General features: G+C 67.3%; 24 protein-coding genes and 3 pseudogenes. 13 read left to right on the forward strand and 14 right to left on the reverse strand.

The window, feature by feature from the left end; genetic code table 11:
* Positions 1-2: 2 nt before the first annotated feature.
* The 4 genes and pseudogenes from OG978_RS47005 to OG978_RS47020 all read right to left on the reverse strand — a co-directional run bounded on the left by OG978_RS47005 (position 3) and on the right by OG978_RS47020 (position 4,502).
* A complete protein-coding gene (locus OG978_RS47005) occupies positions 3-2,459 on the reverse strand; it encodes a site-specific integrase (RefSeq protein WP_326763288.1) in 2,457 nt (818 codons plus the stop codon).
* Complete coding sequence (locus tag OG978_RS47010; protein ID WP_326763287.1) at positions 2,456-2,797, reverse strand: helix-turn-helix domain-containing protein; 342 nt, start codon at positions 2,795-2,797, stop codon at positions 2,456-2,458. The genes OG978_RS47005 and OG978_RS47010 overlap by 4 nt, the downstream gene beginning before the upstream one ends.
* Positions 2,797-3,832: pseudogene (locus OG978_RS47015) on the reverse strand (tyrosine-type recombinase/integrase). Before OG978_RS47015 ends, OG978_RS47010 begins: the two are co-directional and overlap by 1 nt.
* A gap of 151 nt (positions 3,833-3,983) precedes the next feature.
* On the reverse strand, positions 3,984-4,502 hold the full coding sequence (locus tag OG978_RS47020) for a tyrosine-type recombinase/integrase (RefSeq protein ID WP_326763285.1): 519 nt from the start codon (positions 4,500-4,502) through the stop codon (positions 3,984-3,986).
* 115 nt (positions 4,503-4,617) lie between these two features.
* Between OG978_RS47020 and OG978_RS47025 the strand changes: the two genes are divergently transcribed.
* Positions 4,618-5,481 (forward strand): hypothetical protein, encoded by an 864-nt coding sequence (locus tag OG978_RS47025; protein WP_326763284.1) that lies wholly within the window; start codon positions 4,618-4,620, stop codon positions 5,479-5,481.
* A gap of 13 nt (positions 5,482-5,494) precedes the next feature.
* Here OG978_RS47025 and OG978_RS47030 read toward each other — a convergent pair whose 3' ends face one another.
* Together OG978_RS47030 and OG978_RS47035 are read right to left on the reverse strand one after the other, a co-directional pair.
* On the reverse strand, positions 5,495-6,499 hold the full coding sequence (locus tag OG978_RS47030) for an IS3 family transposase (protein WP_326763270.1): 1,005 nt from the start codon (positions 6,497-6,499) through the stop codon (positions 5,495-5,497).
* Positions 6,500-6,519: 20 nt separating this feature from the next.
* A complete protein-coding gene (locus OG978_RS47035) occupies positions 6,520-6,903 on the reverse strand; it encodes a hypothetical protein (RefSeq protein ID WP_266726502.1) in 384 nt (127 codons plus the stop codon).
* 1,250 nt (positions 6,904-8,153) lie between these two features.
* Between OG978_RS47035 and OG978_RS47040 the strand changes: the two genes are divergently transcribed.
* Positions 8,154-8,396, forward strand: coding sequence for a hypothetical protein (locus OG978_RS47040; RefSeq protein ID WP_326763283.1), 243 nt, complete (start codon positions 8,154-8,156; stop codon positions 8,394-8,396).
* A 266-nt stretch (positions 8,397-8,662) separates the two neighbouring features.
* Positions 8,663-9,712 carry an IS110 family transposase gene (locus OG978_RS47045; RefSeq protein WP_326763282.1) on the forward strand — a complete coding sequence of 350 codons (1,050 nt, stop codon included), beginning with the start codon at positions 8,663-8,665 and terminating at the stop codon, positions 9,710-9,712.
* Positions 9,713-9,843: 131 nt separating this feature from the next.
* Here OG978_RS47045 and OG978_RS47050 read toward each other — a convergent pair whose 3' ends face one another.
* Positions 9,844-10,932: a serine hydrolase domain-containing protein gene (locus OG978_RS47050; protein ID WP_326769876.1), complete on the reverse strand. Its 1,089-nt coding sequence runs from the start codon at positions 10,930-10,932 to the stop codon at positions 9,844-9,846.
* Positions 10,933-10,956: 24 nt separating this feature from the next.
* Complete coding sequence (locus OG978_RS47055) at positions 10,957-11,088, reverse strand: hypothetical protein (protein ID WP_326763281.1); 132 nt, start codon at positions 11,086-11,088, stop codon at positions 10,957-10,959.
* 171 nt (positions 11,089-11,259) lie between these two features.
* Between OG978_RS47055 and OG978_RS47060 the strand changes: the two genes are divergently transcribed.
* Complete coding sequence (locus OG978_RS47060) at positions 11,260-11,979, forward strand: IS6 family transposase (RefSeq protein WP_442817630.1); 720 nt, start codon at positions 11,260-11,262, stop codon at positions 11,977-11,979.
* A gap of 335 nt (positions 11,980-12,314) precedes the next feature.
* Here the strand turns inward: OG978_RS47060 and OG978_RS47065 are convergent, their stop codons facing one another.
* Complete coding sequence (locus tag OG978_RS47065) at positions 12,315-12,668, reverse strand: nuclear transport factor 2 family protein (RefSeq protein ID WP_326763279.1); 354 nt, start codon at positions 12,666-12,668, stop codon at positions 12,315-12,317.
* A 153-nt stretch (positions 12,669-12,821) separates the two neighbouring features.
* On the opposite strand from OG978_RS47065, the gene OG978_RS47070 reads away from it, so the two are divergent.
* Entirely contained in the window at positions 12,822-13,442 is a 621-nt protein-coding gene (locus OG978_RS47070; protein ID WP_326763278.1) for a TetR/AcrR family transcriptional regulator, read from the forward strand.
* A 105-nt stretch (positions 13,443-13,547) separates the two neighbouring features.
* Here the strand turns inward: OG978_RS47070 and OG978_RS47075 are convergent, their stop codons facing one another.
* Positions 13,548-14,579, reverse strand: a complete 1,032-nt coding sequence (locus tag OG978_RS47075) for a nitronate monooxygenase (protein ID WP_326763277.1) — start codon at positions 14,577-14,579, stop codon at positions 13,548-13,550.
* Between the two features lie 217 nt (positions 14,580-14,796).
* Positions 14,797-15,510 (reverse strand): SDR family NAD(P)-dependent oxidoreductase, encoded by a 714-nt coding sequence (locus OG978_RS47080; protein WP_326763276.1) that lies wholly within the window; start codon positions 15,508-15,510, stop codon positions 14,797-14,799.
* A gap of 202 nt (positions 15,511-15,712) precedes the next feature.
* Between OG978_RS47080 and OG978_RS47085 the strand changes: the two genes are divergently transcribed.
* From OG978_RS47085 to OG978_RS47110, 6 genes and pseudogenes are all read left to right on the forward strand, one after another.
* Positions 15,713-16,015: a muconolactone Delta-isomerase family protein gene (locus OG978_RS47085; RefSeq protein ID WP_326763275.1), complete on the forward strand. Its 303-nt coding sequence runs from the start codon at positions 15,713-15,715 to the stop codon at positions 16,013-16,015.
* 149 nt (positions 16,016-16,164) lie between these two features.
* Entirely contained in the window at positions 16,165-16,773 is a 609-nt protein-coding gene (gene wrbA, locus OG978_RS47090; protein WP_326763274.1) for an NAD(P)H:quinone oxidoreductase, read from the forward strand.
* A 266-nt stretch (positions 16,774-17,039) separates the two neighbouring features.
* The gene (locus tag OG978_RS47095) at positions 17,040-17,228 is read left to right on the forward strand and encodes a hypothetical protein (protein ID WP_326763273.1); all 189 of its coding nucleotides are present in this window, start codon (positions 17,040-17,042) and stop codon (positions 17,226-17,228) included.
* 1,032 nt (positions 17,229-18,260) lie between these two features.
* Positions 18,261-18,488 carry a hypothetical protein gene (locus OG978_RS47100; protein ID WP_326763272.1) on the forward strand — a complete coding sequence of 76 codons (228 nt, stop codon included), beginning with the start codon at positions 18,261-18,263 and terminating at the stop codon, positions 18,486-18,488.
* A gap of 111 nt (positions 18,489-18,599) precedes the next feature.
* Positions 18,600-19,229 carry a hypothetical protein gene (locus tag OG978_RS47105; protein WP_442817629.1) on the forward strand — a complete coding sequence of 210 codons (630 nt, stop codon included), beginning with the start codon at positions 18,600-18,602 and terminating at the stop codon, positions 19,227-19,229.
* A 435-nt stretch (positions 19,230-19,664) separates the two neighbouring features.
* Positions 19,665-19,862, forward strand: a pseudogene (locus tag OG978_RS47110) (ISL3 family transposase); the annotation flags it as partial.
* A gap of 33 nt (positions 19,863-19,895) precedes the next feature.
* Here OG978_RS47110 and OG978_RS47115 read toward each other — a convergent pair.
* Both OG978_RS47115 and OG978_RS47120 read right to left on the reverse strand, forming a co-directional pair.
* On the reverse strand, positions 19,896-20,900 hold the full coding sequence (locus tag OG978_RS47115) for an IS3 family transposase (protein WP_326763270.1): 1,005 nt from the start codon (positions 20,898-20,900) through the stop codon (positions 19,896-19,898).
* A gap of 20 nt (positions 20,901-20,920) precedes the next feature.
* A complete protein-coding gene (locus tag OG978_RS47120) occupies positions 20,921-21,304 on the reverse strand; it encodes a hypothetical protein (RefSeq protein WP_266726502.1) in 384 nt (127 codons plus the stop codon).
* 71 nt (positions 21,305-21,375) lie between these two features.
* Here OG978_RS47120 and OG978_RS47125 point away from each other — a divergent pair.
* A pseudogene (locus tag OG978_RS47125) lies at positions 21,376-22,794 on the forward strand (ISL3 family transposase); the annotation flags it as partial.
* A 41-nt stretch (positions 22,795-22,835) separates the two neighbouring features.
* Complete coding sequence (locus OG978_RS47130) at positions 22,836-23,231, forward strand: GNAT family N-acetyltransferase (RefSeq protein WP_326763268.1); 396 nt, start codon at positions 22,836-22,838, stop codon at positions 23,229-23,231.
* Between the two features lie 189 nt (positions 23,232-23,420).
* Here the strand turns inward: OG978_RS47130 and ltrA are convergent, their stop codons facing one another.
* The gene (ltrA, locus tag OG978_RS47135; protein WP_326763267.1) at positions 23,421-24,875 is read right to left on the reverse strand and encodes a group II intron reverse transcriptase/maturase; all 1,455 of its coding nucleotides are present in this window, start codon (positions 24,873-24,875) and stop codon (positions 23,421-23,423) included.
* Between the last annotated feature and the right edge of the window lie 252 nt (positions 24,876-25,127).

Below are 25,127 nucleotides of genomic sequence, written 5' to 3' on the forward strand. Positions count from 1 at the left end.
TCTCATTCGTGTCGTGAGTCGCGGCACCGGTCGCCGGACGCGATTTCGTGGTCGTGGCGACTTGTTCTGTGGCTGATCTCGGCTGCGTAGGTGGCCCAGTCGCCCGCGGAGAGACGTTGCCAGGCGACAGCGACATCGGTGTGGATGCCGAGCGTGCGGGCGAGGATCCCGGCCGGGATCTCGGTGGCGAGCTGGAAGAGCGCGGTGCTGCGGGCCTGATTGGGCCGGATCCCGAGCTGGTTCAGCCGCTGGGTCAGCTGTGTGGTGCTGATCGGCCGTCCGGGCTGGCCGCCAGGGAAGAGCCATGGAGACGGAGTCAAGGCCCCGATGGTGGCGTGACCCTTGCGGTTCGCGGCAACCAGGCGGGCCAGTGCGGCGACGGGCTCGGGCAACCGGACGGGGGCATCGCCAAGGTGGAGACGTACTTCCTGGGCGCTGGCCTCGACGTCCTCGGTGGTCAACCGGCTGATCGCTGACGGTCCTTGGGCGTAAAGGAGGAGAAGGAGTCCTGCGAGGCGGTCTTCTGGTTTGAGGGTGTCGTCGTGCAGGAGTCGGCGTGCGACGTTCCATCGATGCTCGTCATCGAGTGGCTGGGTGGGGCCGTGCCAGCGGACGGCGGGGACGTGGACGGTGGTGAGCTTGTTGGTGCGAGCCCAGCGGATGAAGTGTCCGGCCGTGTGGCGGTAGGTGGCGGAGTCGTCGGTGAGCCACTGGTCGAGGTCGGCCTGCTGGCAGGTCTCCAAGGCGAGGTCGTGAGCTTTCAGCCAGGTCAGGAAGGCGACGGCCGCGTGGGTTCGTTGACGCGCGGACATGAACTGCTGCGGGGTCAGGGGTCGGCTGTTGCTGCGTCGACGTAGTCGCCGGACCAGGTGCCATATCGCGTACCGGTGCAGGACTTTGCGCTGTTCGGGGTCTTGCTGTGATGCAAGAAGGCCGGTGAGGAAGCGTTCGAGGCGGACCATGTACTCGTCCCGCTCGGACAGTGCACCGACGCCGACGAGGACTTGGCGGAGGTGAGCGAGAGGTGGGCTGTCGGGCAGCTCGTCGAGGGCCTCGTGAGTCAGGGCTCGTCTGCTGGCCGCGAGGTCGGCCAGAACCGGAGACACGGACGGCTTGTTCAGCCACCGCTTGGCGGTGATGGGGTGCTCGGCGGTGGCGATGTTGTTCCGCAGGACTTCGAGAGCGGGGTGGAGGGCATCGGATGGAGGGCCCAGGAGCTCGTTGAGGCGCCGGTTGATGAGACAGCGAGCGCACTGGCCGGGGTGCGGGTAGTCGGGATCGCTGCAGGTGGGACAGGTGTGCCAGACCTCAAGCGCGGTGCAGTCCGTGCAAAGGGGCTGGTCGAGAGTGCCGGAGACGACCGCCGCGACGCCGCCGCAGGCCGAGCACGGCGCTGAGCGATGCTGGCAGTCCAGGCACCATGGCCGACCCGTGGTGCGGGAGGTGCCGCAGGGCTTTTCCGCGTCGCAGATGCTGCAAGTCGCGGTGGGCAAAGAGGGGCAGCTCGCGCAGAGCGGACCGTCCGGTGTGCGGGTGTTCACGACCTTTCGCCGGCCGCAGTTGATGCAGGTCTCCAGGTTCGCCGGGGCACTGACCAGGCAGTTCGGACACACTGGCCGGCCTTGGTCGTCGCGGGTGGCGGGCTCTCGGCGGGCTCCGCATCCCGAGCACTCCTCGATGCGGGAGTGGGAGATGCACATGCGGCAGACCCGCTTTCCGTCCAGAGGCTTGTCGATGCGTACGACTCTGTGGCAGCCGGGGCAGGAGGGCCGGACGATCCCGGCGATGCCGGCCTCGTGCAGCAGGTCGATCAGTTTGAGGACCGCGCGGTGGGGTGCAAGGTGGCCTTCCCCGGTCAACAGAGCGGGGTTGGATTCCAGGGTCCAGGCGAGTTTCTGCTGGTAGGAGGGACGAGGCGCCGATCGGCGGACCGCGTCGGCGATCGTCTCTCGTCCGGCCTGCGGGTCCAGCGCGGCGATCAGGGCGCCGATCACTGCGATGGGGTCACGTCCGTCGGTGTCCGGGCACTTGCCGCATCGTGGCCGCCCGGCCCGGTCGCGTGAAGCGACCCGGCGGGCGTTTCCGCAGGCAGCACATGGCTCGGGCTGCGGCCCGCAGTTCCAGCAGTACCAGTCCTGACCGCGGCGCTGGAGAGTTCGCATCTGCCTGCCGCACTCGGCGCAACACGGCGGCGAGACCCTCTGGGCCCCGGCCTCACGCAGGGCGATGAGCAGGTCGCCGACGGCCCTGGGCGCCGGCGAGCGACCGTCGTTCAGCACGCGAGGATGCTCAGAGAGATGTGCCGCGAGGCGGCGTGACTTCGAGCGGCCGCCCGCGACGCTGGCGACCACGGCACGGATCCGGTCAGGCTCCAGCTGATGTTCGACGGCCGCGACCAGGTCCACGATGAGCCCGATCGGGTCGCAGACGGCCCGATCGGGGAGCCCGGGTGTGGTCACGGCCGCTCGAGACCGCGGATGCGGGCTCGCTTGGGTCGCAGGTCACCGACACCTGTCTCGGCACCAACGGCCTTCCTTGTCCGGGTAGTTGGTCCGGAACCTGCTGCGGCGACGGGCTCGATGAGGTCGTCCATGGTGCAGTTAAGGATGTCGAGCAGGGCCATGAGGATCTTCAGGCTGAGCCGCTCGGGGCGCTCGACGACGAGCCGGTAGACCTGGCTGGACGACAGGGTGATGCCCCGTTTGTCCAGTAGCGGGATGAGGTCGGTGGTGGAGAAGAGCCCACGGTCGGCCATGACCTTGCGCAGGTGCCAGTGGTAGTCGAGCTTCGCGGCCATCAGCGGTCCTTGTCTGCGGGGATCGGGGCGAGCGCGGGAGCAAGTGCCTTGTGGAGCATCGTGTTCATGAAGTCGTCGCTGACGTGGGTGTAGATGGCGGTAGAGCTGTCATTCTCGTGACCGACTTGCTGCTGCAGAAACCGCCGGTCAACCCCGTCCTCCGTGAGGTGGGTGACGTAAGAATGGCGAGCGGAGTGGACCGTCAGCGCCTTCGGGAGCTTCAGTGCGTCGCGGTAGGCGACGAACCGGGCATTGATCTCCGCCGGCTTGACCCGGCCGCCCCTCTCGGTCACCCACAACGCGGGGTGGTCCTCGCAGCCGAACCGCGGCCGTACGTTCTCCACGTAGTCGGCGACCGCATCCACCGCCCAGTCCATCACCGACAACACGTTCCGACGACGCGGTGGCTGACCCTTCTTCGCTTTGCCGTAGCGGACGTTGAGTGTGCCGTACCGGCCGAACTGCGGAGCCTTCGCGTTCCGCCCGAAGTCCACCACATCCAGCTTCGATGTCTCGGTCCGGCGCAGACCCCACCCGTAGATGACCTTGAAGAGGGTGGCGTCGCGGTAGGCGGCGAGGGCTCCCTTGCGCTTGGCCCGGACCGCCCGTTCGACCTGGTCGTCGGCGTAGTCGAGGAAGCGCTGGATCTCCTCGCGGGTGAACGGCCTCGCCTCGGGGCGCCCCTCGTAGTCATTGAGGTGGGCGATGGTGTTCCACCCGGTGGCAGATGGCCACCGGGTGAGTGCCGAAGGCGTCCTCGCAGGCCACCGACCAGCCGTAACGACCGTCGATCAAGAACTCGCTGAACAGGCGCAGACTGCCCTGATAGCTGCGGATCGTGGACGGCGCGAGGTGCTTCTCGCTGGTCAGCCACAGTGACCACTCGTCCACATGGCCAGGAGCCCAGGCCCACGGATATTCGTTGGTGTACTCCAGGAACCGGCGTACGAGTCGTTCCCGGGCGGTGACCGTGTCCTCGCGGAGCCCACGAGCGGCCTGTTGGGCCCTCCAGCCCCGCACCATCGCCTCGACCATCGCGTCCTGTGGACGCAGCTGGGCCACCCCGGAGACCAGCTCCAGTTGAGCCGCCCCCGCCAGGTCGGCACGTCGCTGTAGACCCACTTTCACCCTCCCCTTCAGAGGGCAAATCCTGCATCAGACGGGATCTGATCGCCAAACTCCCAGCTCAGGACGCCAAGTTGCAGGAGGATGGAGTCCTTGTCAGGCCCCGCCCTGACCTCGCGACCTGCGGTTTCTCGCCCGTCTGATGCAATTCCTGAGAGTTCCGGTAGTACTGCTGGGTGGTCGTCAGTTGACGATGGTCCATGAGTGACTGCAGAGCATCGGGAGCGACGCCGGCGTCAGCGTGCCGCTGAGCGTAGGTGTGTCGGTAGGCGTAGGGAAAAATCTTAGCCTTGTCGAACGGCAGCATCTGGGTGACCTGGCGGTCCTTGACTGTGACCACGGTGGGGACCAGGAACTCGGGCAGTGAATCCACCCAGGTTCGACGGCGCCCGACCGCGCCGCGGACGAGGACGTAGAGAGTCACACAGAAGGCACCGATGTTGCAGGCGACGAGCATGGTGATGAACAGCCAGTAGGTGAAGCCGTGGCCGTCGGACGAGGCGATGAGGGATCCGTAGGTGAGGCTGATGAAGATGCCGGTGCCGGTGAGCCCGACAGCAGGTCCCGGCTCGTCGGCCACTACATGACCGGCACCTTCGACGACTGGAACGCCGTGTCTGTGGTTCGAGGGCAGGGCTCTGGATGCTGCCGAAAATAGGTGACTTGCCCTGTCTGCGATATGCGAGCATGCGGCCATGAACAAGCAGTGTGAGCCGGAGCCGGAGCCGGAGGACGAGACGCTCGGAGGAATAGACCTTTCCCGGATTGTCCTGCCGGACCTGTCTGGCTTCTACAAGTCGATCCTCAATCCGTACCGTGAGCAGCAGAGTCATCTGTCAAGGCTCGTTGCCGGGCTTGCCGTCCCACGTGTGGCCATCCCAACCTCGGAACTCACCGCCGCGGTAGAGGCCATGCGTTTCGACATGGTTGACCTGACTGGTTTCAACGACGCGATCACACGGGCCCTCGCACCGCTTACAGCTGCGACCTTCCAGACCGCGCGTTGGCACCAGGTCTTCTCCTCGCTGGCCGAAGCAGCCCGGAGTATCTACCCGGAGAACCTGCGAGAGCTGGCGCCCAGGCTCGACGAGATGGAGACGCTCCTTGTCGATGAGGGGATCCCGCTCATGTGGGTTCCCGGACCAAGCACGGTTCAGGTTCTCCTGGAGGCTCCCGACGCCGCTGCCCGCAGACGGCTCATCGGGCAGCGCTGGAATGGCATCGTCAACAGCTGCGAGGATGCCCTGGAAGAGGTTAGGCACCCCGACCTTCAGGATGTCCGTAGCTTCGCCCTGGACGTCGTGGACGCGTTGCGGGACGGCCACACCAGCGCGGCCCAGGCCCTGGCGACCAACCTGCTTGACTCCATCCTCCAGCGCCACCTCAGCCAGGCACTGAGAGTCGAGCTCACGAGGAACGACTTCAAGAAGAATGGTGCCAAGTTCAAGCTGGACGCCTACAAGTTCAGGACGGCCTGCACGTTCGCCCCTGTCTGGTACGCGCACGCCAAGTACTTCCCGGCGAACGGAGGCACGATCGGAAGATTTCAAGTCCAGTGAGACGGTCGTGACGCTATGAGGTTTGTGGTGCGGGTTCCCTGCGTTTGGCCGGGTCGTTGATCCAGGCCGTCTGGGGTATCTCGGGTGGTCTGGGGCGGCGGCCGAAGCGTTCGGGGTGGCGGGCGTATGCCTCGGCGAGGGTGACCGCGCGCTGGTCGCGGACTTCCTCGGCGGTCCCGAAGTGGACGGAGGCTGGTGTGTGCCAGCCGATACCCGAGTGCCGGTGCTCATGGTTGTAATACGCGATGAACGCGTCGAACCACTCGCGGGCGTGGGCCAGCGAATCGAACCGTTCAGGATAATCCGACATGTACTTCGTGGTCTTGAACTGGGCCTCGCTGTAAGGGTTGTCGTTGGAGACCTTCGGCCTCGAGTGCGACCGCGTCACGCCCAGATCGATCAGTAGTTGGGAGACCTTCTTCGACGTCATCGAGGTGCCGCGGTCCGCGTGCACGGTCTGGGGCACGATGCCGTTGCGGGCGATGGTCTCGCGGATCAGCTCCTCGGCCCGCACAGCTGATTCGGCTCGCTCGACGGTGTGGCCGACGATATACCGGCTGAAGATGTCGATGATCACGTAGGCGTGATACCAGACGCCCTTGGCCGGCCCGGCCGCCTTGGTGATGTCCCAGGTGAACACCTGCGAGGGCCCGGTGGCGACCAGCTCGGGCACCGCCTTGGCGGGATGGGTGGCCTGCCGTCGGCGCTCACCGGACTGATCCTGCTCGCGCAGGATCCGGTACATCGTCGAGACGGAGCAGTGATAGCGCCCGGCATCCAGCTCGCGGGCCCAGATCTGCGCGGGCGCCAGCTCGGCGTACTCGTCGCCGTTCATCAACTCGAGTACCGCAGAACGCTCTTCGGCCGTCAGGGCCGACGGCTGCATCTGTGGGGCACGTGTTCTGCGTGGTGGTGGGGGCCGGAGCCGACGGTAATGCGTGGCGCGGGAGCGGCCGGTCAGCCGACAGGCGGCCGTGATGCCCAGCTGAACCTCGACGCTGGTGAACGCCTCGTCCACGACAGGGTCGGCGGCAGGCTTCAGTCCGCGCTCTCGGAGATCATTTCCAAGAGCGCGGAAGCTTTTCCCATCACCTCGAGTGCGGCCTTGTTCCGTGCCAGGTCCCTCTGCAACCGCTCCACCTGCTGCCGCAGCTTTTCGTTCTCCACCTCCGCGGCGGACTTCTTCGCACGGGCCGGGCTGGTCCGGCGGTCGACCAGGTTTTCCAGGGCCCCGGCATCCCGGGCGGCCCGCCACTCCTTGACATGCGAGTGGTAGAGCCGTTCCCTGCGCAGGACCGCACCCTTCTCGTTCCTGGGCGCGGCGTCGTACTCGGCGACGATTCGCAGCTTGTACTCCGAGGTGAAAGTGCGGCGCTTCGGCCTCGGCGCCGGCTCGGACCCGACGGGCTCTGTACTGGGCATAAGGGACGGTTCTCCTGTCGTGCCCTCTCAGGCTAACCCCGCAGAACGGGATGTCTCACCCAAGGCTGACAGAGAGGGATCCCCCGCACGTTCGGTAGACACCCCAGTGCCCACGGAGTCTCCAAGGCCCAGTACTCGCGTATCAACACCGTGTACGCCTTGATGCTCGTCACCTCAGTGACCAAGCTCTTCGACACCGAGCTGCCTCACTGAGGCGGAAGCGCCGGCAGTGGGATGGCTGACATGGGCCGGTCTTTGCTGGGGCAGGGGAAAAGGGGACTTCGGGCAAGACCGGTCGTACGGGGCCGGCACACGGCACGGGCCCGGTCCTTCGACGGAGCGGAAGGCCGGGCCCGAAGTCTCACGGAGGCGGGGGATCAGTCAGAGCCCTTTCGACGTGACCCAGGGCCAGAAAGGGCACGAACGGCGTGGCGCCCCCTTGGAATTGAGATCTGCCGGATGCCGAAGGGGAACTCGAAGAAGTTCCTCTGGGAGCTGAGGATCCAGTACGGCGACGTCCGCGTCGCCGTACGGGGCGGCCCGCAGCGCCGGAAGGATGTCGAGCACCTTCTCGCCGGAGGCGAGCAGCCGGGCCTCCTCGTGCGAGGGGCCCCGGGGCGGGGGGCGTCGTCCGGGTCCTCTGTGTCCCACGGGTACGCCTCGGTCTGCAGCACCGCACCGACGGGAGGCCGGTCCCGGTTGGCCTGGCCGCTGACGCTGCCCCAGTTGAGGCTCGCGTTGACGCAGAGGTTCCCCGCGAGGAGCGCCCACGGGGTCCGGACCACACGCTCTCGCGCCAGCTCGACCGCGAGCCGGCCGAACGCCTCCGACCGCACGAGAGTTGGTGCCGGGGGCGGGATGAAGGCGTCGGTCCAGATTCCCATGCCCCTTCTTATAGCAACGGGCCACGGCCCGGCGCGCCGCGGCATCACGTGAGGCTGAAGGAGAGGGTGTCCTGCGTGTACCCGTCGGCTCTGTGCTTTGCATACGACCACTGCTCATGCTCGAATTCGAGTTTCTCCGTGAGCTCCTTCCGGTTGCGCGGCCAGCAGCATGCGTGCCACCCGACGTGCCGAGCGCTGGCCTGCGGTGGCGTATACGGGACAGCCCTAAGGCGTTGTCCAATAGTCTATGCAGGTAGGTGACGGCGGCTCAGCTCTACCAAGCGTCCGAGTGGCACGATCCGGTGTCTGTGCTGTTCGCCAGGAGCCAGAAGGCGGCCGCATGGGGTTGTGACGGAGGGGGAAGCAGTGACTGACAAGCAAGTAGGGTTATTCCTCTTAGTTAGCACCGCAACATTTCTCGTCTTGCATTCTTTGGATAAAGGTGACGGATCCCTAGCAATCTTCATCGGTCTATTGGCGGCAGTCGGTGTATGGCTCTACCCGGACAATATCGACGAGGGCCCTAAGCGCTCTATTTTTACCGTAGCTGCTGAAATCGCAGGGGTCGTCGGAGTGGTGTTAGCCGTTATCGAGTTTGCCAAGAAATAGGCAATGGGGAGGTCTGAACCGCCGACTTATATGGGGAAAGCGGGACGCGGTCGGGTTGGCCGCTCGTAGCGTGCCGTAGGACGCCAGTCCGGGTGACTCGTGAACCGTCTGCCGCTCTTCGGGGCTGGCTCTCCCGGGGTATGTCGCCGGTCCGGTGTCCGTCCGCGGTCTGACTCAGCAGAGGCGTGTCCCGGCCAGGTTGGTTCCGGAAGTCGGCGTGTCGACCGTGGCTGTCCCCGTCGTCCGACTGTGAGGAATCAGGTCCCGTGATACTGCTCGGTGTCGACCCACACAAGTCCACCCACACCGCCACCGCCGTCGAGCCGGTCTCGAACCAGCAGGTCGGGTCGATGCGGATCGAGGCCAGTCTGGCGGACTACCGGCGGCTGCTGGCCTGGGCCAAGCGGTGGCCACAGCGGAAGTGGGCTGTGGAGAACGCCAACGGCCTGGGCCGGCATCTCGCCCAGTGGCTCATCGCCCGCGGTGAGAGCGTCGTCGACGTGCCTGCCGCGGCGACCAGCCGGGTGCGCGAACTTTCCCGCGGTGGACGGCGTAAGAACGACCAGATAGACGCAGCGGCCGCAGCCACCGTTGCTTATCTGCAGGGAGAAGGGCGGGATCTCGCGCCCGAGGATCACACCACGGCGCTGGCCCTCCTGGACGAACGGCGTGTGAACCTGGCCCAGGCCCGGGTGCGCACGGTCAACCAGCTCCACGCGCTGCTGCGTGACCTGCTGCCCGGCGGCGCCCCGCCACAGCTGTCCGCGGACCTGGCCGCCAAACTGCTGCGATCCGTCCGCCCCGCCGGCGATATCGAGACCGTCCGGAAGGACATCGCCTGGGACCTGGTCGCCGAGATCCGGAAACTGGACAAGCAGCTCACGGACAACGCTGCCCGGATGCAGAGCCTGGTAGAGGCATCGAGCAGCACGCTGATGGACACCCCGGGCATCGGGCCGGTCATGGCCGCTCGGCTGATCGGCCGCACCGGACGGGCTCACCGCTTCTCCACCTCGGCGGCATTCGCGAACTATGCCGGTGCCGCCCCGGTGGAGATCGCCAGCGCGGACAAAGCCCGCCACCGGCTCTCCCGCTCCGGCGACCGCCAGCTCAACTCCGTCCTCCACACCATCGCGGTCGTGCAGATACGGATGCCGAAATCACCCGGACACGCCTACTACCAGCGCAAACTCTCCGAGGGTAAGACGCCGAAGGAAGCGAAGCGGTGCCTGAAACGCCGCCTGGCCGACCACGTGTGGCGCGTCATGATCGCCGATGAGCGAAAAGCCAAGCCGCTCCCTATCCAAGGGACTTGACAAGACACAGAGGCACCCCGGGTTCGGTAGAGATCTCAGCTTGTTGTTGGGGCTCGATCTGTCCAGTTCCACCCTTCGATGCCTGTCCGGTCTGCTGAGCGCCCGGCGTCGCGAACGCGGCACGCGGCTGCTCAGTTGCCGACCAGGGCGTCGTGGATGGCCCACCCCATGTCGCCGGCGCACCAGCTGATGTTGCCGAGGACTGCGACGTCCAGGCCCTGCTGCGGGTAGTGATAGAGGCGGGCGCTGGCCCCGTCCTCCTCGCCCGTGTGGCCCCAGCGGACGATGGTTCCTTCGTCGTCGAGGATGTGGGTGAGGCCGAAGCCGTACATCCACTGGTAGCCGCGGACCTTCTCCTCACGCTCGTCGACCTGCGGGGTCAGAGCCAGGCGCGTGGTCTCCTCGTTCAGCAGCCGCCCGTGGCGCAGTGCGTGGGCGAAGGCCGTCAGATCGGCGGCGCTACAGGTAGCCCCTCCGTCGGCGGCGGCCCCGGGGGTGGTCGCGTAGTGATTGGTCCGGTACGGGGTGGGGCTGCCGGCGGTGGTGAGGTATCCCTCGGCAATGTCCGGCCCCAGGTCGTCCAGGGCCGGGAATCCTGCCGCGCTCATTCCGGCACGGGCGAATACATCGTCGGCGATGACCTCCTCGAAGGAGCGGCCGGTCACCGATTCGATGAGCAGGCCGAGCAGGATGTAGCCGGCGCCGTTGTACAGATGACGCTCCCCGGGAGGGAAGTGGGGCTGCTTACCGGCGAACAGCGACAGGTAGTCCTTGTTGCTCCGCAGCAGGTAGAGCGGGTGGGAGGAGGTCAGGGCGGCCCATTCGGCCTCCCAGTCGTCGCTGCCCTCCTCGAACCAGTCGCCGATGCCCGCCGTCATCGTCAGGGCGTGGTGGACCGTGACACGCGGATCGAGCTGGGGCATGTGCTCTTTCACGAAGCCCACCAGCGCGTCGTCGAGGCAGACCTGCTTCCGCTCGACGAGCTGCAGGACGGCCACCGCTGTGAACATCTTGGACACCGACGCCACCCGGAATCGCGTGTCGCACGTGTTCGGTATGGACCACCGCCGTGACGCCATCCCGAACGCGCGGGTGAATACCGGCTCCCCGTGACGCGTGACCCGGACCGTGCCGGAGAACCCCCTTTCCTGCGCCACTGCGGAGACGGCCTCCTCCAGGCAAGCCGGATCGAATCCGTCAGCCCTCGTCACGATCGTCACCGCAGACCCCTCACAGAAGAAAGTTCACCAGTCATCGGTGATGATGATCGTCACCAGTCCGCCTGCGAGCAACCGCTTTACCCTGACCGCACGCGCCGCGGGGAGAGTGTCGCCCCAACCCGCCTCGGCCGCCGGTCCGTTGACCGCGACGTACATTCCGTCACCTCGCGGATCGCGTGTCGTCGGTATCCCCTCCGGCCCCGCGGTGGAGCCGCTGCCCCCCGAGCCCGCGACCGCCTTCAAGGGCCGCAGGTCGACGGACGGCACTGTCACGTTGGCTGACGGGTGGGATGATCTTCGGGTTGATCATGGTGGAGGGGGTTGTCCGTGGACAGTACGCCGCCGTCGTACAAGGGGCACCGGTACCCGGTCGAGGTGATCTCCCACTGCGTGTGGCTGTACTTCCGGTTCCCGCTCAGCTTCCGCGAGGTCGAGGAGCTGATGCTCGAGCGCGGCGTCATGGTGTCCTACGAGACGGTGCGCCGGTGGTGCCTGAAGTTCGGCCAGGCCTACGCGAACAGCCTGCGGCGCCGCCGTCCTCGGCCCGGCGATAAATGGCACCTGGACGAGGTCTTCATCAAGGTCAACGGCGAGGTGAAGTACCTGTGGCGGGCCGTCGACGTCGACGGCAACTTGCTCGACATCCTGATCCAGAACCGCCGCGACAAGGCCGCGGCCAGGCGTTTCTTCCGCAGACTCCTCAAAGAGACCGGCACGGTGCCGCGGGTGGTCGTCACCGACAAGCTCCGCTCCTACAGCGCCGCCCACCGCGAGGTGATGCCCTCGGTCGAGCACCGCTCCCACAAAGGACTGAACAACCGGGCGGAGAACTCGCACCAGCCCACCAGGCAGCGCGAGCGCGCGATGAAGGGCTTCCGCAGCGTCGGTGGCGCCCAAAGATTCCTGGCCGCGTTCAGCGGTATCTCGCCCCACTTCCGACCCGGCCGTTACCACCGCACCGCACCCGACCACCGCCTCGAGATGACCGTCCGCTTCACGATCTGGGACCAGATCACCGGCACCGCCGGCCTGCCCGCCACGGCCTGACCGACAGCCGACAGCCGCCTCGACCACGCCCTGACGCACCGCCAGACGCCTATACCCCCGACAACGTGACAACGCCCGATGCGGCCCAGGCCGCCAATCGGGAACTGACCAGCGCGCTGAAACATCGTGATTGACGGGGAGTTATATGCGGCGAGAATCAGCCATTCTGCTACATGTGTTCGGCAACCGACGAATCAGTCCTCACGGAAATCATACAGGTTGTGCCCTATCTCGGCGCTGATCCGCTCTCGCGAGCGCTTACGGAAAGCAGTCAAGCGTGATCGTTGAGTGGCCGCAGAATGTTCGATCCACGTCATCACGACTCCAGGCAGGCCCTAGTGCTCGGCGTCGACGCGGGAGACGTGGTACTGGCGGATCTGCCAGCCGGCGTTGTCGAGGCGGAGGACCAGCGACAGATGTACATGGGCCTCCCAGTCGTGCGCGTCGCCGAACGTGACGTCCGCGAAGCCTCCGGCGACCTGCTCGCCGATCGTGTATGTGTGCAGGATCGTTGCCTCGGCCCTTCGGTCGGCCGGTACGGCTGTGTAGTAGCCCCGCACCGCGTCCCGGCCGGTGAGGACGGCGGGTCCGAAGCCCTGGAAGAGGGTGTCCGGGGTGAACAGATCGGCCATGGTGTCGGGCTGGTGGCCGTCGAAAGCGGCCTTCCAGCGCCGAAGGACGTCATGCATCGGGTGGGTCATTGCTTTAGCTCTCATCTGCGCGTGGGTGTGCGGGCAGCGGCTCCAGCTGCGGACGGTCGCGGATTGCGACCGAGTGGTCCCGCGGAGTTGCTAGCCGACCGGTCCAGTACAAAATAGTCGAGCGGTCGTATACTTGCAACCATGGGACGGACCAGTGACGCCAGGGAAAAGATCATCAGCACCGCGCAGTCGCTCATCGAGCTGCGTGGCTACTCGGCGCTGGGCGTGGCCGAGATCTGCAAGACGGCCGGGGTGCCCAAGGGGAGCTTCTACTACTTCTTCGAGTCCAAGGAGGCTCTGGCGCTGACTGTGCTCGACGAGCACTGGGCCGACCAGCGTCGCGAGTGGGCCCGTGTTCTGCGCGGCGACGCCGACCCTCTGCAGCGGCTGCGGCAGCTCTTCGAGGAGACCGAGGCGATCCAGCGCGCGGGGCAGAAGAGCTGTGGCACCGTCTCCGGCTGCTTGTTCGGGAACCTCACGTTGGAGCTGAGCAATCAGACCGAAGCGATCCGCCGACGCCTGCAGGAGATCTTCGACGCCCAGGTCGACATGGTGGAGTCGGTCGTCGCCGAGGCGCGTGAGCGTGGCGAGGTCACTGTCGCCGACACCCGTGAGGCGGCGCGATCGGTCGTCGCGCAGCTCGAAGGACAGGTGCTGTTCGCCAAGCTCTACAACAGCACGTCCCAGCTGAGCGTTCTCTGGGCGAACTGCCTGGCTCTGCTGGGCGCCCGGGCGCCGCAGGAGGCAGCGGCCGAGGCATGAGCCCCGGTCCGCTGCCGGCGGGTCGGAGTGTCGGGCGCCAGAGTCCCGTTGGCCCGGAGGTCCCGGACTGCCGGTGCCTTGGTGTGCGTCGGGCGCCGAGGGCGTTCAGACGTGGGAGGCCAGTCTCCGCAGGATCTGGGCGGCGGGCTCGGCGGTGGCCTGGCGGTACCCGGTCCCGGCCCACAGATTGATCCGCTCGGGGTCGCCGGCCGCGGCGGCGGCCTGGCGCATCGGCCTGGTCAGATGGTGCAGGGCGGGGTAGCCAGAGGGGGCGAGGCCGCTGTAGTGGTCGGTGAACCGGTTGGCCAGAGCCCGTGCGGGCCGGCCTGTGAACGCCCTGGTCACCACGGTCCGGCGGCGCTTCGGGTCGGCCAGGGCCGCCTTGTGGGGGAGCGACGTACCGGCTTCGTCCGCCCGCAGCAGGACCGTACCGACCATTACCGCCTCGGCCCCGGCGCGTAGTGCCTCGGCCACGCCGGCCGGGGTGGCCAGCCCGCCCGCGGCGACGAGCGGCAGCGACACCGCCTCCCGTATCTGCCCCAGCAGATCGGTCAGTGGGACGGAGGCCGGAACACGTTCTGGGGTGAGTGTGCCTGAGTGCCCTCCGGCGGCCGACGCCTGTACGGCCAGTACGTCGGCGCCCGCGTCCGCGGCCAGGCGGGCCTCCGCCGGTGACGTGACCGTCTGGACGACCAGGGTTCCGGCGGCGCGCAGTGAGGCGATGACGGCTGTGTCCGGGATGGCGAAGGTGAAGCTGACGACCGGTACCGGTGCGGACAGCAACAAGTCGATCTTGTCCGACCAGTGGTCGTTGTCCTCGACGATTTCCGCTGCCTGGATGTCGAGTTCGTAGACCCGGGCTTCGGGGGCGATCGCGGCGGCATAGCGTCGGAAGGCCTCCGGATCGACCGGCAGGGGGTTGGGAGCGAAGAGGTTGACCCCGAAGGCGATGTCGTGGCGTCGGACCTCGGCGATCTGCTCGGCCAGTGCGTCGGCGGTCTTGTATCCGCCGGCGAGGAACCCTAGTCCGTTCGCACGGGCCGCCGCCACGACCAGTGCGGGGGTGCTGGGACCGCCGGCCATCGGCGCGGCCAGAACCGGGTTGTCCACGGCGAGGCCGTCGAGTGGCGAGGTCATGGAGTGTCTTCTCTCCTCGTGAGATGGGGACGGACTTGGTCCGGCAGGAGGCAGTGGCCCGCCCCGGGCCGGTCCCCGAGGGGGCCGGTGCCGGCCGGTTCGTCGTCGGCGCCGGGCCGTCGGCAGCCGGTTCCGGGGCGGCTGGCAAGGGCACGGGCACGGTGGCGCGCCCCGCCTCGGGCCCGCGCGGGCGAAGCCAGGCGTTGAGTGCCCGCGCTCAGTACCCGGCGCTCTGGCCGCCGTCGACGTGGAGGATCTCGCCTGTGACGAACGGGGCGTTCTCGAGGTAGACGACCGCGTCGACGATGTCGCTCACCTCGCCCATACGGCCGACCGGATGCAGTGCCGCGAGTGCCGCGTGATGCTCCTCGGGGTGCATGGGTGTCTTGATGGTGCCCAGCGCCACGGCGTTGCTGCGGATGCCGCGGCCGGCGTACTCGATGGCCAGCGCCTTGGTGGCGGACTGCAGTCCGCCCTTGGTCAGAGAGGCGAGTACGGAGGTCACACTGGAGCTGGCCTGGTCGGCGAGCGTGCTCGTGATCTGCACGACGTGACCGCCGCCCTGCTCGAGCATGCGCTCCACCGCGAGCTGGGTGATGCGGAAGAAACCGTCCAGGTTCACGCCGAGCACCGCGTCGTAGTCGTCCTCGGTGTAGTCGGTGAAGGGCTTCGCGACGAAGATCCCCGCGTTGTTGACCAGCGTGTCGATACGGCCGAACTGCTCGACGCCGGCGGCGATGACGCGCTCTGCGGTCGCGCGGTCGGCGATGTCGCCCTGGACGGTGACGACGTCGGGGTCGTCCGACGCGGGGATGCGGCGCGAGGTGGCGACGACGCCATAGCCCAGCTTGCGGTAGGCGGTGACAATCCCGGCTCCGATGCCCTGCGACGCACCCGTGACGACCGCGACCTTCTGAACCTGCGTGCTCATGATGACCTTCTTCCAGGGAGATGAGGATGAGATGACTAGCCGACCGGTCACTTATGTCAAAGTAGACGACCGGTCGAAATATTTCAAAAGGCGTGCGTACCGTCGTGGCGGCAGGGTGTGCGCCCGCGGAAGGGCGGCTGCGCCGCCTCGTGTGCGTCGTCACGAGGGGCCGGTAGGCCCCGCAGAGAGAAGGAGAAGTGCCATGAAGGAGTTCCTGGTCGAGCTCACCACCACCGTTCCCGAGGGCACCGACCCGGCGGAGGTCGACCGCCGTCGCGCCGAGGAATCCGTAAGGGCTGGGGAGCTGGCCGCGGCCGGTCACCTCGTCAGGCTGTGGCGCCCGGTGGGCGAACTGCGCAGCATCGGTCTGTGGCGGGCCGCCGACGAGGGTGAGCTGTACGAGAAGGTGCTCGGCGCACTGCCGCTCTGGCCGTGGATGACCTCGGTGGTGACGGTCCTGCAGTCCCACCCCAACGACCCGGGCAGGACTGCCGTCACCGCCTGATCGCACGGGCCTCGTCGCTCCCGCCGTAACCGCGGCACCCGGCCTTGAATCATCTGGACCGGTCGTCTACCTTGAATTAGTGGACCGGTCGTCTAGTTCGGTCTCGCGACAACCCCACCAGAATCCCCACAAGGAACGGAGCCGCTGCCGTGGCTACTCCCGTCAAGCTTTCGATCGTCTACTACTCCTCCACCGGCACCATCGCCGAGATAGCCGAGGAGCTCCGCGATGCCGGTGTGAAGGCCGGTGCCGAGGTCCGCCTGGTGAAGGCCGCCGAGCTGGCCCCGCGGGCGGCCATCGAGGCCAATCCGGCGTGGGCAGCCAACCACGCCGCCACCGCGGGCATCCCCGAGGCGACACCCGAGGACATCGAGTGGGCCGACGCCGTACTGTTCGGATCCGCCACCCGGTTCGGCAACCTCTCCTCGCAGCTCAAGCAGTTCATCGACACCCTCGGCGGGCTGTGGGCACAGGGGAAGCTGGCCGACAAGGTCTACAGCGGCTTCACCTCGTCCGCGACCCTCCACGCCGGACAGGAGACGACGCTCCAGGCGCTCTACACCAGCGTCCACCACTTCGGCGGCATCGTGGTCGCCCCCGGCTTCACGGACCCGGTCAAGTTCGCCGACGGCAACCCTTACGGCACCTCGCACGTGGACGGGCAGGGCACGAACCCGGTGGACGACACCACCCGCGCCGCCGCCCGCCACCAGGCCGAACGCGTCGTGAGGATAGCGGCCCAGCTCAAGGCAGCCTGACCCGTCCACCAGCCGCGTCAGGCAGGCCGGCGCCGCCACACCGGCGGCGCCGGCCGACGCGTCACCGCGCCGGCGCAGGGCGCGGACCCGGCCGGGCCTACAGCGACTCCGGTCGCTCGCCGCCCGACGGCGGCAAAGCGGTGCTGTGGCCCCATCGCCGTGCGCGAGCCCGAGAATCTGCCCGCAGCAGGTGACCCGACGCCCACCCGTGGGCGACGGCCGGTGCACCAGGATCGGCGCGCTGCTCATGGCCCAGGGTGCGATGGGTGGCCGGTCACATCGTGCTCTACCGCAAGGAAGCCGGTATCGACCACAGCGAGCTGCGCGTGCTGACCAAGGGCAGGCACGCGATGACGTACTCCAATGACGCCGGCTCCACTTGGACGGACACTGGCGCGGGAGCCGCCCCGCTGCGCGCCGCCTTCCACGCCCTGTACTTCCACTCCCGCTGGTGACCCCCATTCAGACCGAATGGTAGAGGGCCGCGGCTCAGGGTCTCGCACCTGGATGCGTGCGAGGCCCTGAGCCATAAGATCGCCTCTCCTTCGAACGCCGCAGTTCGCGAGGCCTGGTGTGGTGGCACTACCACGTCCAGCGGAACCTCACATGAGGTCAGGCATCCGGTGCGCCTTGCGCCCGGCCGGGGGTAGAACCGTCACCGGCGAGGTCGGTGCACTGCGCCAGCACGGCCCGGTGGACCGTGAGCGGGGCCGTCACCCGCGCCGAGCAGCCCTGTCGATCGTTCGGCTGGAGCCCCATGGAGCCCTCCGCCGAGAGGTGACCACCCTCCGCACCCACACACCTCACGGTCCCGGCCGGTCTTCCCCGGCCAGCCGGGGCTTTCCCGCGCTCAGGCACCGCTGCCGCTCGGACGGGGACTTCCTGGCCCGGTTGGTGGATCGGCTGCGGAAAGGGGGTGCTGCCCGTCGGGGGAGGGGGAGTTCGTTATGCCGTGGGTGAAGCCGTATGTGTGCAGGGACAGATTCCATGAACCGGTTGACTGCTTTGGCTTATGAGGGTGCGGAGGGTGGCCGCATCCGGTGAGGATGCGCCACCCTCTGGGGCGCCGCGCTGGAACGCGGTGATGCCCGGTCCCTGTTCCATGGTGCAGCCACGACGCCAGGGAGACCTCGGGTACGAGTACCCGAGACAGCGTTGCTAGGAGGGTGTCATCGCGTGCGTGCCTTCGGCAACGCCGGATGGACGGAAACGAATGAAAAAATTGGTTTCATTCTCCTGACCTGCAGCCTCCTGGTAGCCGGCTGCCGGCTCGTCCACCCGTTCGCCCGCATCGCGGACCCGGGCTCTGGACGTTCATGAATCAACGCCCTTGCCCGAAGGGCCACGCATTGTGATGGTCGGGTTACTGGTGAGAGGATCGCCGAACGTTGACGGACCGGACCTGGAAGTCCCCGTCAGCTGTTCACGGTGCAGCCCAAGTCCGCGCCCTATTCAGGGTTCTGACGCGACGCCAGTTGGAGACACGCATGCGTTCATCACTCTTCCCGCCGTCCTCGCCCAGCGCCTACCCGGGCGCGCTGACGCCCGGCGAGGTGGTCATCATCCTCGTCGTCATCCTCGTGGCAGGAGCCCTCGCCCTGGCCGGCCTGCCGATGTTCGGCGCTCTTGAGTTCATCGCAGGCGCCCTCTACGTCGCCGTCAGCTCGCTGAGGGCGATGCGCACGACGACAGCGCCCTCGCCCGAGGCAGTCTGACCCACCTATGGGACGGCGTGAGAACGCCGTCGCCGCAGAACCCGGCAGTCCGAAGCGCTCGCGCTGTGGCTACGTGCCCAGCGCGAGCGCCGAGGCGTCACCTACGCGGCGATGGCCAAACTGATCGGATACCGGTTCACCGCGACCATGCTCTCGCGCGGCGCCAGCGGGAAAGTCCCCTCCCGTAAACTCGTCGAAGCCTACGCACAAGCCTGCGACGCCGATCCCGCAGACGCGATCCGCCTGTGGAAAGCCGCCCGCCGCTCCGAGGAAGAACTCCGGCGTCGAGAGGAGACCACCACAGAGTTCCAGGACCTGGCCACCTCGGTGCGCTCCGCACTCACTCACCCGGAACTGATCGAGACCTTCGGTCAGTTACGCCGGGCGATGATCCAGGTCCGTGCCAGGGAGGGCCAGCCGTCTCTGGGCTACTTGCAATCCGAGGCCGGGCGGACCGCTGATGGCCGGCACTTCCGGCTCCCGAAGAGCAGTCTGAGCGCCGTTCTGCGGGGGGAAGCGGTCCCCTCCCGCGAGCACGTCACCGCGTTCATGGAAGCCCTCGGCGCTTCCCCCCGCAAAGTCAGACCGTGGGAACGAGCGTGGGACCGGATCGCGCAAACCCACGCCCGCCAGCCTCCGGCTGTCGTCGAGATCCGCGTCGCGGACGGCCGTGCCACCCCAACCCCCCGTCCTACTGATGACCGCAGCCGCGAACGGCCCCGACTACGACTACCTCCGTGACCAAGTGGTGAGCGACTACATGAACACCGACATGCCCCGCATCTGGAAGGGCCCGCAGCGCCCCTACCCGCCAGCAGGCCAGACTCGCTCCGGCCTGCCCATCCGGATCCCGCGACGCTACGAACGCCCAGCCCACCGCCTTCAGCCTCACAAAAAACCCAGCCCAACCAGCGCCACACCCGTCCTTGCCGCATTTGGCCGCCCACGCCCGGCCGCTTCCCAAGCCCTGGAGAAGACCCTTCAACTACGCCTGCTCCGTGACGCGTAGCCCGGGCGGTGCAGCCGTAAGCCCGGTGGCTTTATTCACCAGTAGTGGTTCTGGCTCAGGTTGTGTGGTCCGTGCACTGTGAGTAACGACTGAACTCCCTGGGGCGGCCAGGTAAGTTGCCTCAAAACGAGCAGTGGCATGCGTGGCTGGGCCGATAGTTCGTGGCTGTGAATGAGATCTTGTTCCGGCTGGAGGAGCTGTTGTTCCCGTCGATCGCGGATGTCGCGGTGCTGTCGGTAGACGTGAACATCGCGATAGTGCGTGTTGATGTGCGGTGCACCGCAGCTGGTGCCTCGTGTCCGGGTTGTGGGGCATGGTCAGCCAAGGTGCACGGCTCCTACCTGCGATTTCCCGATGATGTTCCGGAAGATTTCAAGTCCAGTGAGACGGTCGTGACGCTATGAGGTTTGTGGTGCGGGTTCCCTGCGTTTGGCCGGGTCGTTGATCCAGGCCGTCTGGGGTATCTCGGGTGGTCTGGGGCGGCGGCCGAAGCGTTCGGGGTGGCGGGCGTATGCCTCGGCGAGGGTGACCGCGCGCTGGTCGCGGACTTCCTCGGCGGTCCCGAAGTGGACGGAGGCTGGTGTGTGCCAGCCGATACCCGAGTGCCGGTGCTCATGGTTGTAATACGCGATGAACGCGTCGAACCACTCGCGGGCGTGGGCCAGCGAATCGAACCGTTCAGGATAATCCGACATGTACTTCGTGGTCTTGAACTGGGCCTCGCTGTAAGGGTTGTCGTTGGAGACCTTCGGCCTCGAGTGCGACCGCGTCACGCCCAGATCGATCAGTAGTTGGGAGACCTTCTTCGACGTCATCGAGGTGCCGCGGTCCGCGTGCACGGTCTGGGGCACGATGCCGTTGCGGGCGATGGTCTCGCGGATCAGCTCCTCGGCCCGCACAGCTGATTCGGCTCGCTCGACGGTGTGGCCGACGATATACCGGCTGAAGATGTCGATGATCACGTAGGCGTGATACCAGACGCCCTTGGCCGGCCCGGCCGCCTTGGTGATGTCCCAGGTGAACACCTGCGAGGGCCCGGTGGCGACCAGCTCGGGCACCGCCTTGGCGGGATGGGTGGCCTGCCGTCGGCGCTCACCGGACTGATCCTGCTCGCGCAGGATCCGGTACATCGTCGAGACGGAGCAGTGATAGCGCCCGGCATCCAGCTCGCGGGCCCAGATCTGCGCGGGCGCCAGCTCGGCGTACTCGTCGCCGTTCATCAACTCGAGTACCGCAGAACGCTCTTCGGCCGTCAGGGCCGACGGCTGCATCTGTGGGGCACGTGTTCTGCGTGGTGGTGGGGGCCGGAGCCGACGGTAATGCGTGGCGCGGGAGCGGCCGGTCAGCCGACAGGCGGCCGTGATGCCCAGCTGAACCTCGACGCTGGTGAACGCCTCGTCCACGACAGGGTCGGCGGCAGGCTTCAGTCCGCGCTCTCGGAGATCATTTCCAAGAGCGCGGAAGCTTTTCCCATCACCTCGAGTGCGGCCTTGTTCCGTGCCAGGTCCCTCTGCAACCGCTCCACCTGCTGCCGCAGCTTTTCGTTCTCCACCTCCGCGGCGGACTTCTTCGCACGGGCCGGGCTGGTCCGGCGGTCGACCAGGTTTTCCAGGGCCCCGGCATCCCGGGCGGCCCGCCACTCCTTGACATGCGAGTGGTAGAGCCGTTCCCTGCGCAGGACCGCACCCTTCTCGTTCCTGGGCGCGGCGTCGTACTCGGCGACGATTCGCAGCTTGTACTCCGAGGTGAAAGTGCGGCGCTTCGGCCTCGGCGCCGGCTCGGACCCGACGGGCTCTGTACTGGGCATAAGGGACGGTTCTCCTGTCGTGCCCTCTCAGGCTAACCCCGCAGAACGGGATGTCTCACCCAAGGCTGACAGAGAGGGTTCCGAGCGCGGGACGAAGCGTGGTTCTCCAGTTGCGGGTCCGCCGGTTCACCTGCGGGAACGTTGAGTGCGGACGTCGCACGTTCGTCGAGCAGATACCCGGCCTGACCCGGAGAAACGGTCAGCGGACCGAGCGGCTCCGCTCGACCCTGGCCTCGATCGGTCTTGCCCTGGCCGGCCGGGCCGGTGCCCGGCTGGCTGCCATCGTGGGCGGGGCGGTCAGCCGCAGCACGGTCCTGCGGTTGGTCGACGCGCTTCCCGAGCCGGAGGTGCCCGCTCCGCGGGTGGTCGGCGTCGACGAGTACGCCACCCGCAAGGGCCGCCACTACGGGACCGTTCTTGTGGACGTCGAGACCCGCCGGCCCATCGACCTGTTGCCTGACCGGGAGTCGTCGACCCTGGCTGCGTGGCTGGCCCAGCGGCCCGGAATCGAGGTGGTCTGCCGGGACCGCGCGCCGTTCTTCGCCGAAGGCGCCGCCGTCGGCGCCCCGCAGGCCGTGCAGGTCGCAGACCGGTGGCACCTCTGGCACAACCTCAGTGAGGCAGCCGAGCGGAGCATCGCCCAGCACCGGCGATGCCTGCGTGTCCTGGTGCCCGAGACACCTGAAACGCCCGAGGCGGAGCCAGGACCTGTGCAGGAGTCCTCCGACTCGCCTTGGCCGACCGGCCACCGGTTCGCCGACCGAACCCGGACCGTTCACGCCACGGTCCACGCCCTGGTGGAGGCGGGGCACAGCCGCCGCGCGATCCAGCGGCAGCTCGGCATGACCAGCCGAACCGTCAAACGGTACGCGGACGCTGCCAGGCCAGAAGATCTTTTCACCGGTCAGTGGCAAGCACGGCGCTCGGTTCTCGACGAGTACAAGCCCTATCTCGACGACCGCTGGAACGAGGGCGGAACGAACGCCTGGAAGCTGTGGGAGGAGATCGTTCCGCTCGGCTACACGGGCAGCTACCAGCGGGTTCGCGCCTACCTCCGCCAGAAACGCACTTCACCAGGGCCGGTGACGGCCCGTGCGCCTTCGCCCCGGATCGTCGCCGGGTGGGTCCTCCGCCGACCGGAAAGCCTCTCCGAGACTGAACAACTCCGCTTGAAGCACGTCCGGGCCAACTGTCCCGAAATCGATGCACTCACCAGGCACGTCCGGTCCTTCGCGACCATGCTCACCGAGCGCCAGGGCGAGCTCCTGCCGGACTGGCTCACCGCCGTGAGACAAGACGATCTCCCCAGCCTCCACACCCTCGCCGCGGGCATCGGCCGCGACCGTGACGCCGTCATCGCCGGCCTGACCCTCCCCTGGAGCTCTGGTGTCGTCGAAGGCCATGTCAACCGGATCAAGATGCTCAAGCGCCAGATGTTCGGCCGTGCCGGCTTCCGTCTCCTCCGGAAGCGGGTTCTCCTCGCCCAGTAGTCGATGCGGACCAAGTACCTTCTCGGCACTAGGATCTGGACGTGGCGATCAAGTATGAGTGGCAAGGCGACTTCGACAACGCATCCCTCAACAGATTGCACGCCGACGGTTTCGGATCCCCGGTCGCTCAGACCGACTGGCAAGCACGGCTTGAGCGCCACAGCCTTGGCTGGGTCTGCGCGAGGGAAAATGGCGATCTGATCGGATTCGTCAACGTTGTCTGGGACGGCGGAGCACACGCCTTCATTCTGGACACGGTGGTCGCCCAGCATCTTCGGTCGATAGGGGTTGGCGCCGCGCTTGTCGCAGTCGCAGCCAAAGAAGCCCGTGCCGCGAAGTGCGAGTGGCTCCACGTCGACTTCGAGGAACATCTGCGCTCGTTCTATTTCGACGCCTGTGGCTTCCGGGAGACAGCAGCAGGGCTGATCGCCCTGTAACACCACGGCCCGACCCCCTCAGCCCCGGTGCACACCGCCCCACTCATTCCCAGCTGTCACTCACCGTGTCGGCACCGCTGAGTAGGCCCGGAGCGCGGTGCCGGGATTGCTCCCGGTCCGTTTCTCCGGACCTCTCGCCGAACCCGCCGTGCGCCTCTCAGCGCAACGGGCTCTCCACGGTCTCTGCCGTCAGACGGGGTTCGCAGGGTGCCATGGGTTGGGGATCCTGCTGGCCCGGTATCGGTAACGGCTGACCGTGACCGATGCGATCTGGAACAGTTCGGCCCCGTCCGCCGCGATCGGTAGCCACCGCCCGGTGGGGGTGGTGAACCGGCGGCGGACTTCGCCCCAACTCCAGTGGTGACGTTCCCGCAGCATGCGGATCAGACGCCACCACACGAAGGCGTCAAGCTTCGTGAAGACATGCTTGGCGACAGCGTGCTTGAAGTAGTTGGCCCAACCGCGCATGATCTGAGTGAGTCTGATCAGCACGGTGGCGAGATCCTGCTGCGATGTCCTGCCTGTCACAGCACGGACCTTCGCCTTCAAGGACCGGATGGGCCGGTCCGCGATGAAGGTGTAGACGTGCCATCTGTCCGTGCCTCCTTTGCGTTTCCACTGGATGCGGAAGCCCAGGAAGTCGAACCCATCACTCATGTGCGCGATCCGGGTCTTCGCCTGCGACAGGCGCAATCCCAGAGGTTCGAGCACGTCAGCGACTTCTTCGCGCAGTGCCGCAGTGTCGGCCTCGGTGCCGTGCACCAGGACGACGAAGTCGTCCGCGTAGCGGACGACCCGCCACGTCGGCCGACCCTTGCGGCGCCGGTGGGCGCGTTTACCTTCGGTGGCCATCGTCCCGCCCGGCTCCCACGTCTCGTGCAGGTGCTCATCGAGCGCCGACAGAGCAATGTTCGCCAGCAGCGGGGAGAGGATGCCGCCTTGCGGGGTGCCGGTCAACGTCTCCTTGTTCTCACCGAGTTCAGTAAGAATCCCGGCCTTGAGGAAGGCTTTGACCAGCGACAGGACACGCTTGTCCTTCACCCGATGACGCACTCGGTCCATCAGGGCCGTGTGGTTGATCGAGTCGAAGCACGCCTCGATGTCCGCATCCAGCACCCAGCGATATCCCCGGGTGCCGAAATAGTGGATCTCGGCGATGGCGTCCTGGGCCCGCCGTCGGGGCCGGAACCCGTAGGAGACCGGCTTGAAGTCGGCCTCGAAGATCGGTTCCAGCACCAGTTTCAGCGCTGCCTGAGCGACCCGGTCCGCGATCGTCGGAATCCCGAGTTTACGGACCTTTCCCGAGCCTCCCGGCTTGGGAATGCTGCGTTCCCGCACCGGCAGAGGACAGAACGCACCGCCCTTGACGGCGACCCGCAGGTCGTTCAGGAATCCGGGGACACCGATGGATTCCTCGACGTCGGTGGCGGTCAGGCCGTCGACGCCGGGAGTCCGGGCTCCCCGGTTGCCCGCGACCCGGTCGAACGCCACCAACAGCGTCGCCGGATCGTGCACGAAGTTGAACAGGTCATCGAACCGGCGGCCGGGATCGGCCACCGCCCAACGGTGAAGCTTGGCCTGCATCTCCAGTACCCGGGCCCGAGGGCCCGGGGCTCCGCCATTCGGCGGGGCATCTTCCGGCATTGCAGCGTCCTTCCCTTCTCGATACCGCTGCCGCCCTTCCCCATGCGGCCGGCTTTCCCGGCCTCGGAGTACTACGGCGGCTCCGCCCCGTCCCGGACCGATCGGCGGTCGATGCGCCCAGCCCCGGCAGCCTGCTGGAGACAGGTAGCGGGGCGAGGTTCGGGACGGTTCCCGTGTTCACTGTGGTTCGCTCGACGGAGTAGGAGCCCGACTGTGTCCCTGCGGCATCGCCACGAGTACGCCGCAGGCTTT

The sequence above is a fragment of the Streptomyces sp. NBC_01591 genome, from assembly GCF_035918155.1.
GTDB lineage: Bacteria > Actinomycetota > Actinomycetes > Streptomycetales > Streptomycetaceae > Streptomyces.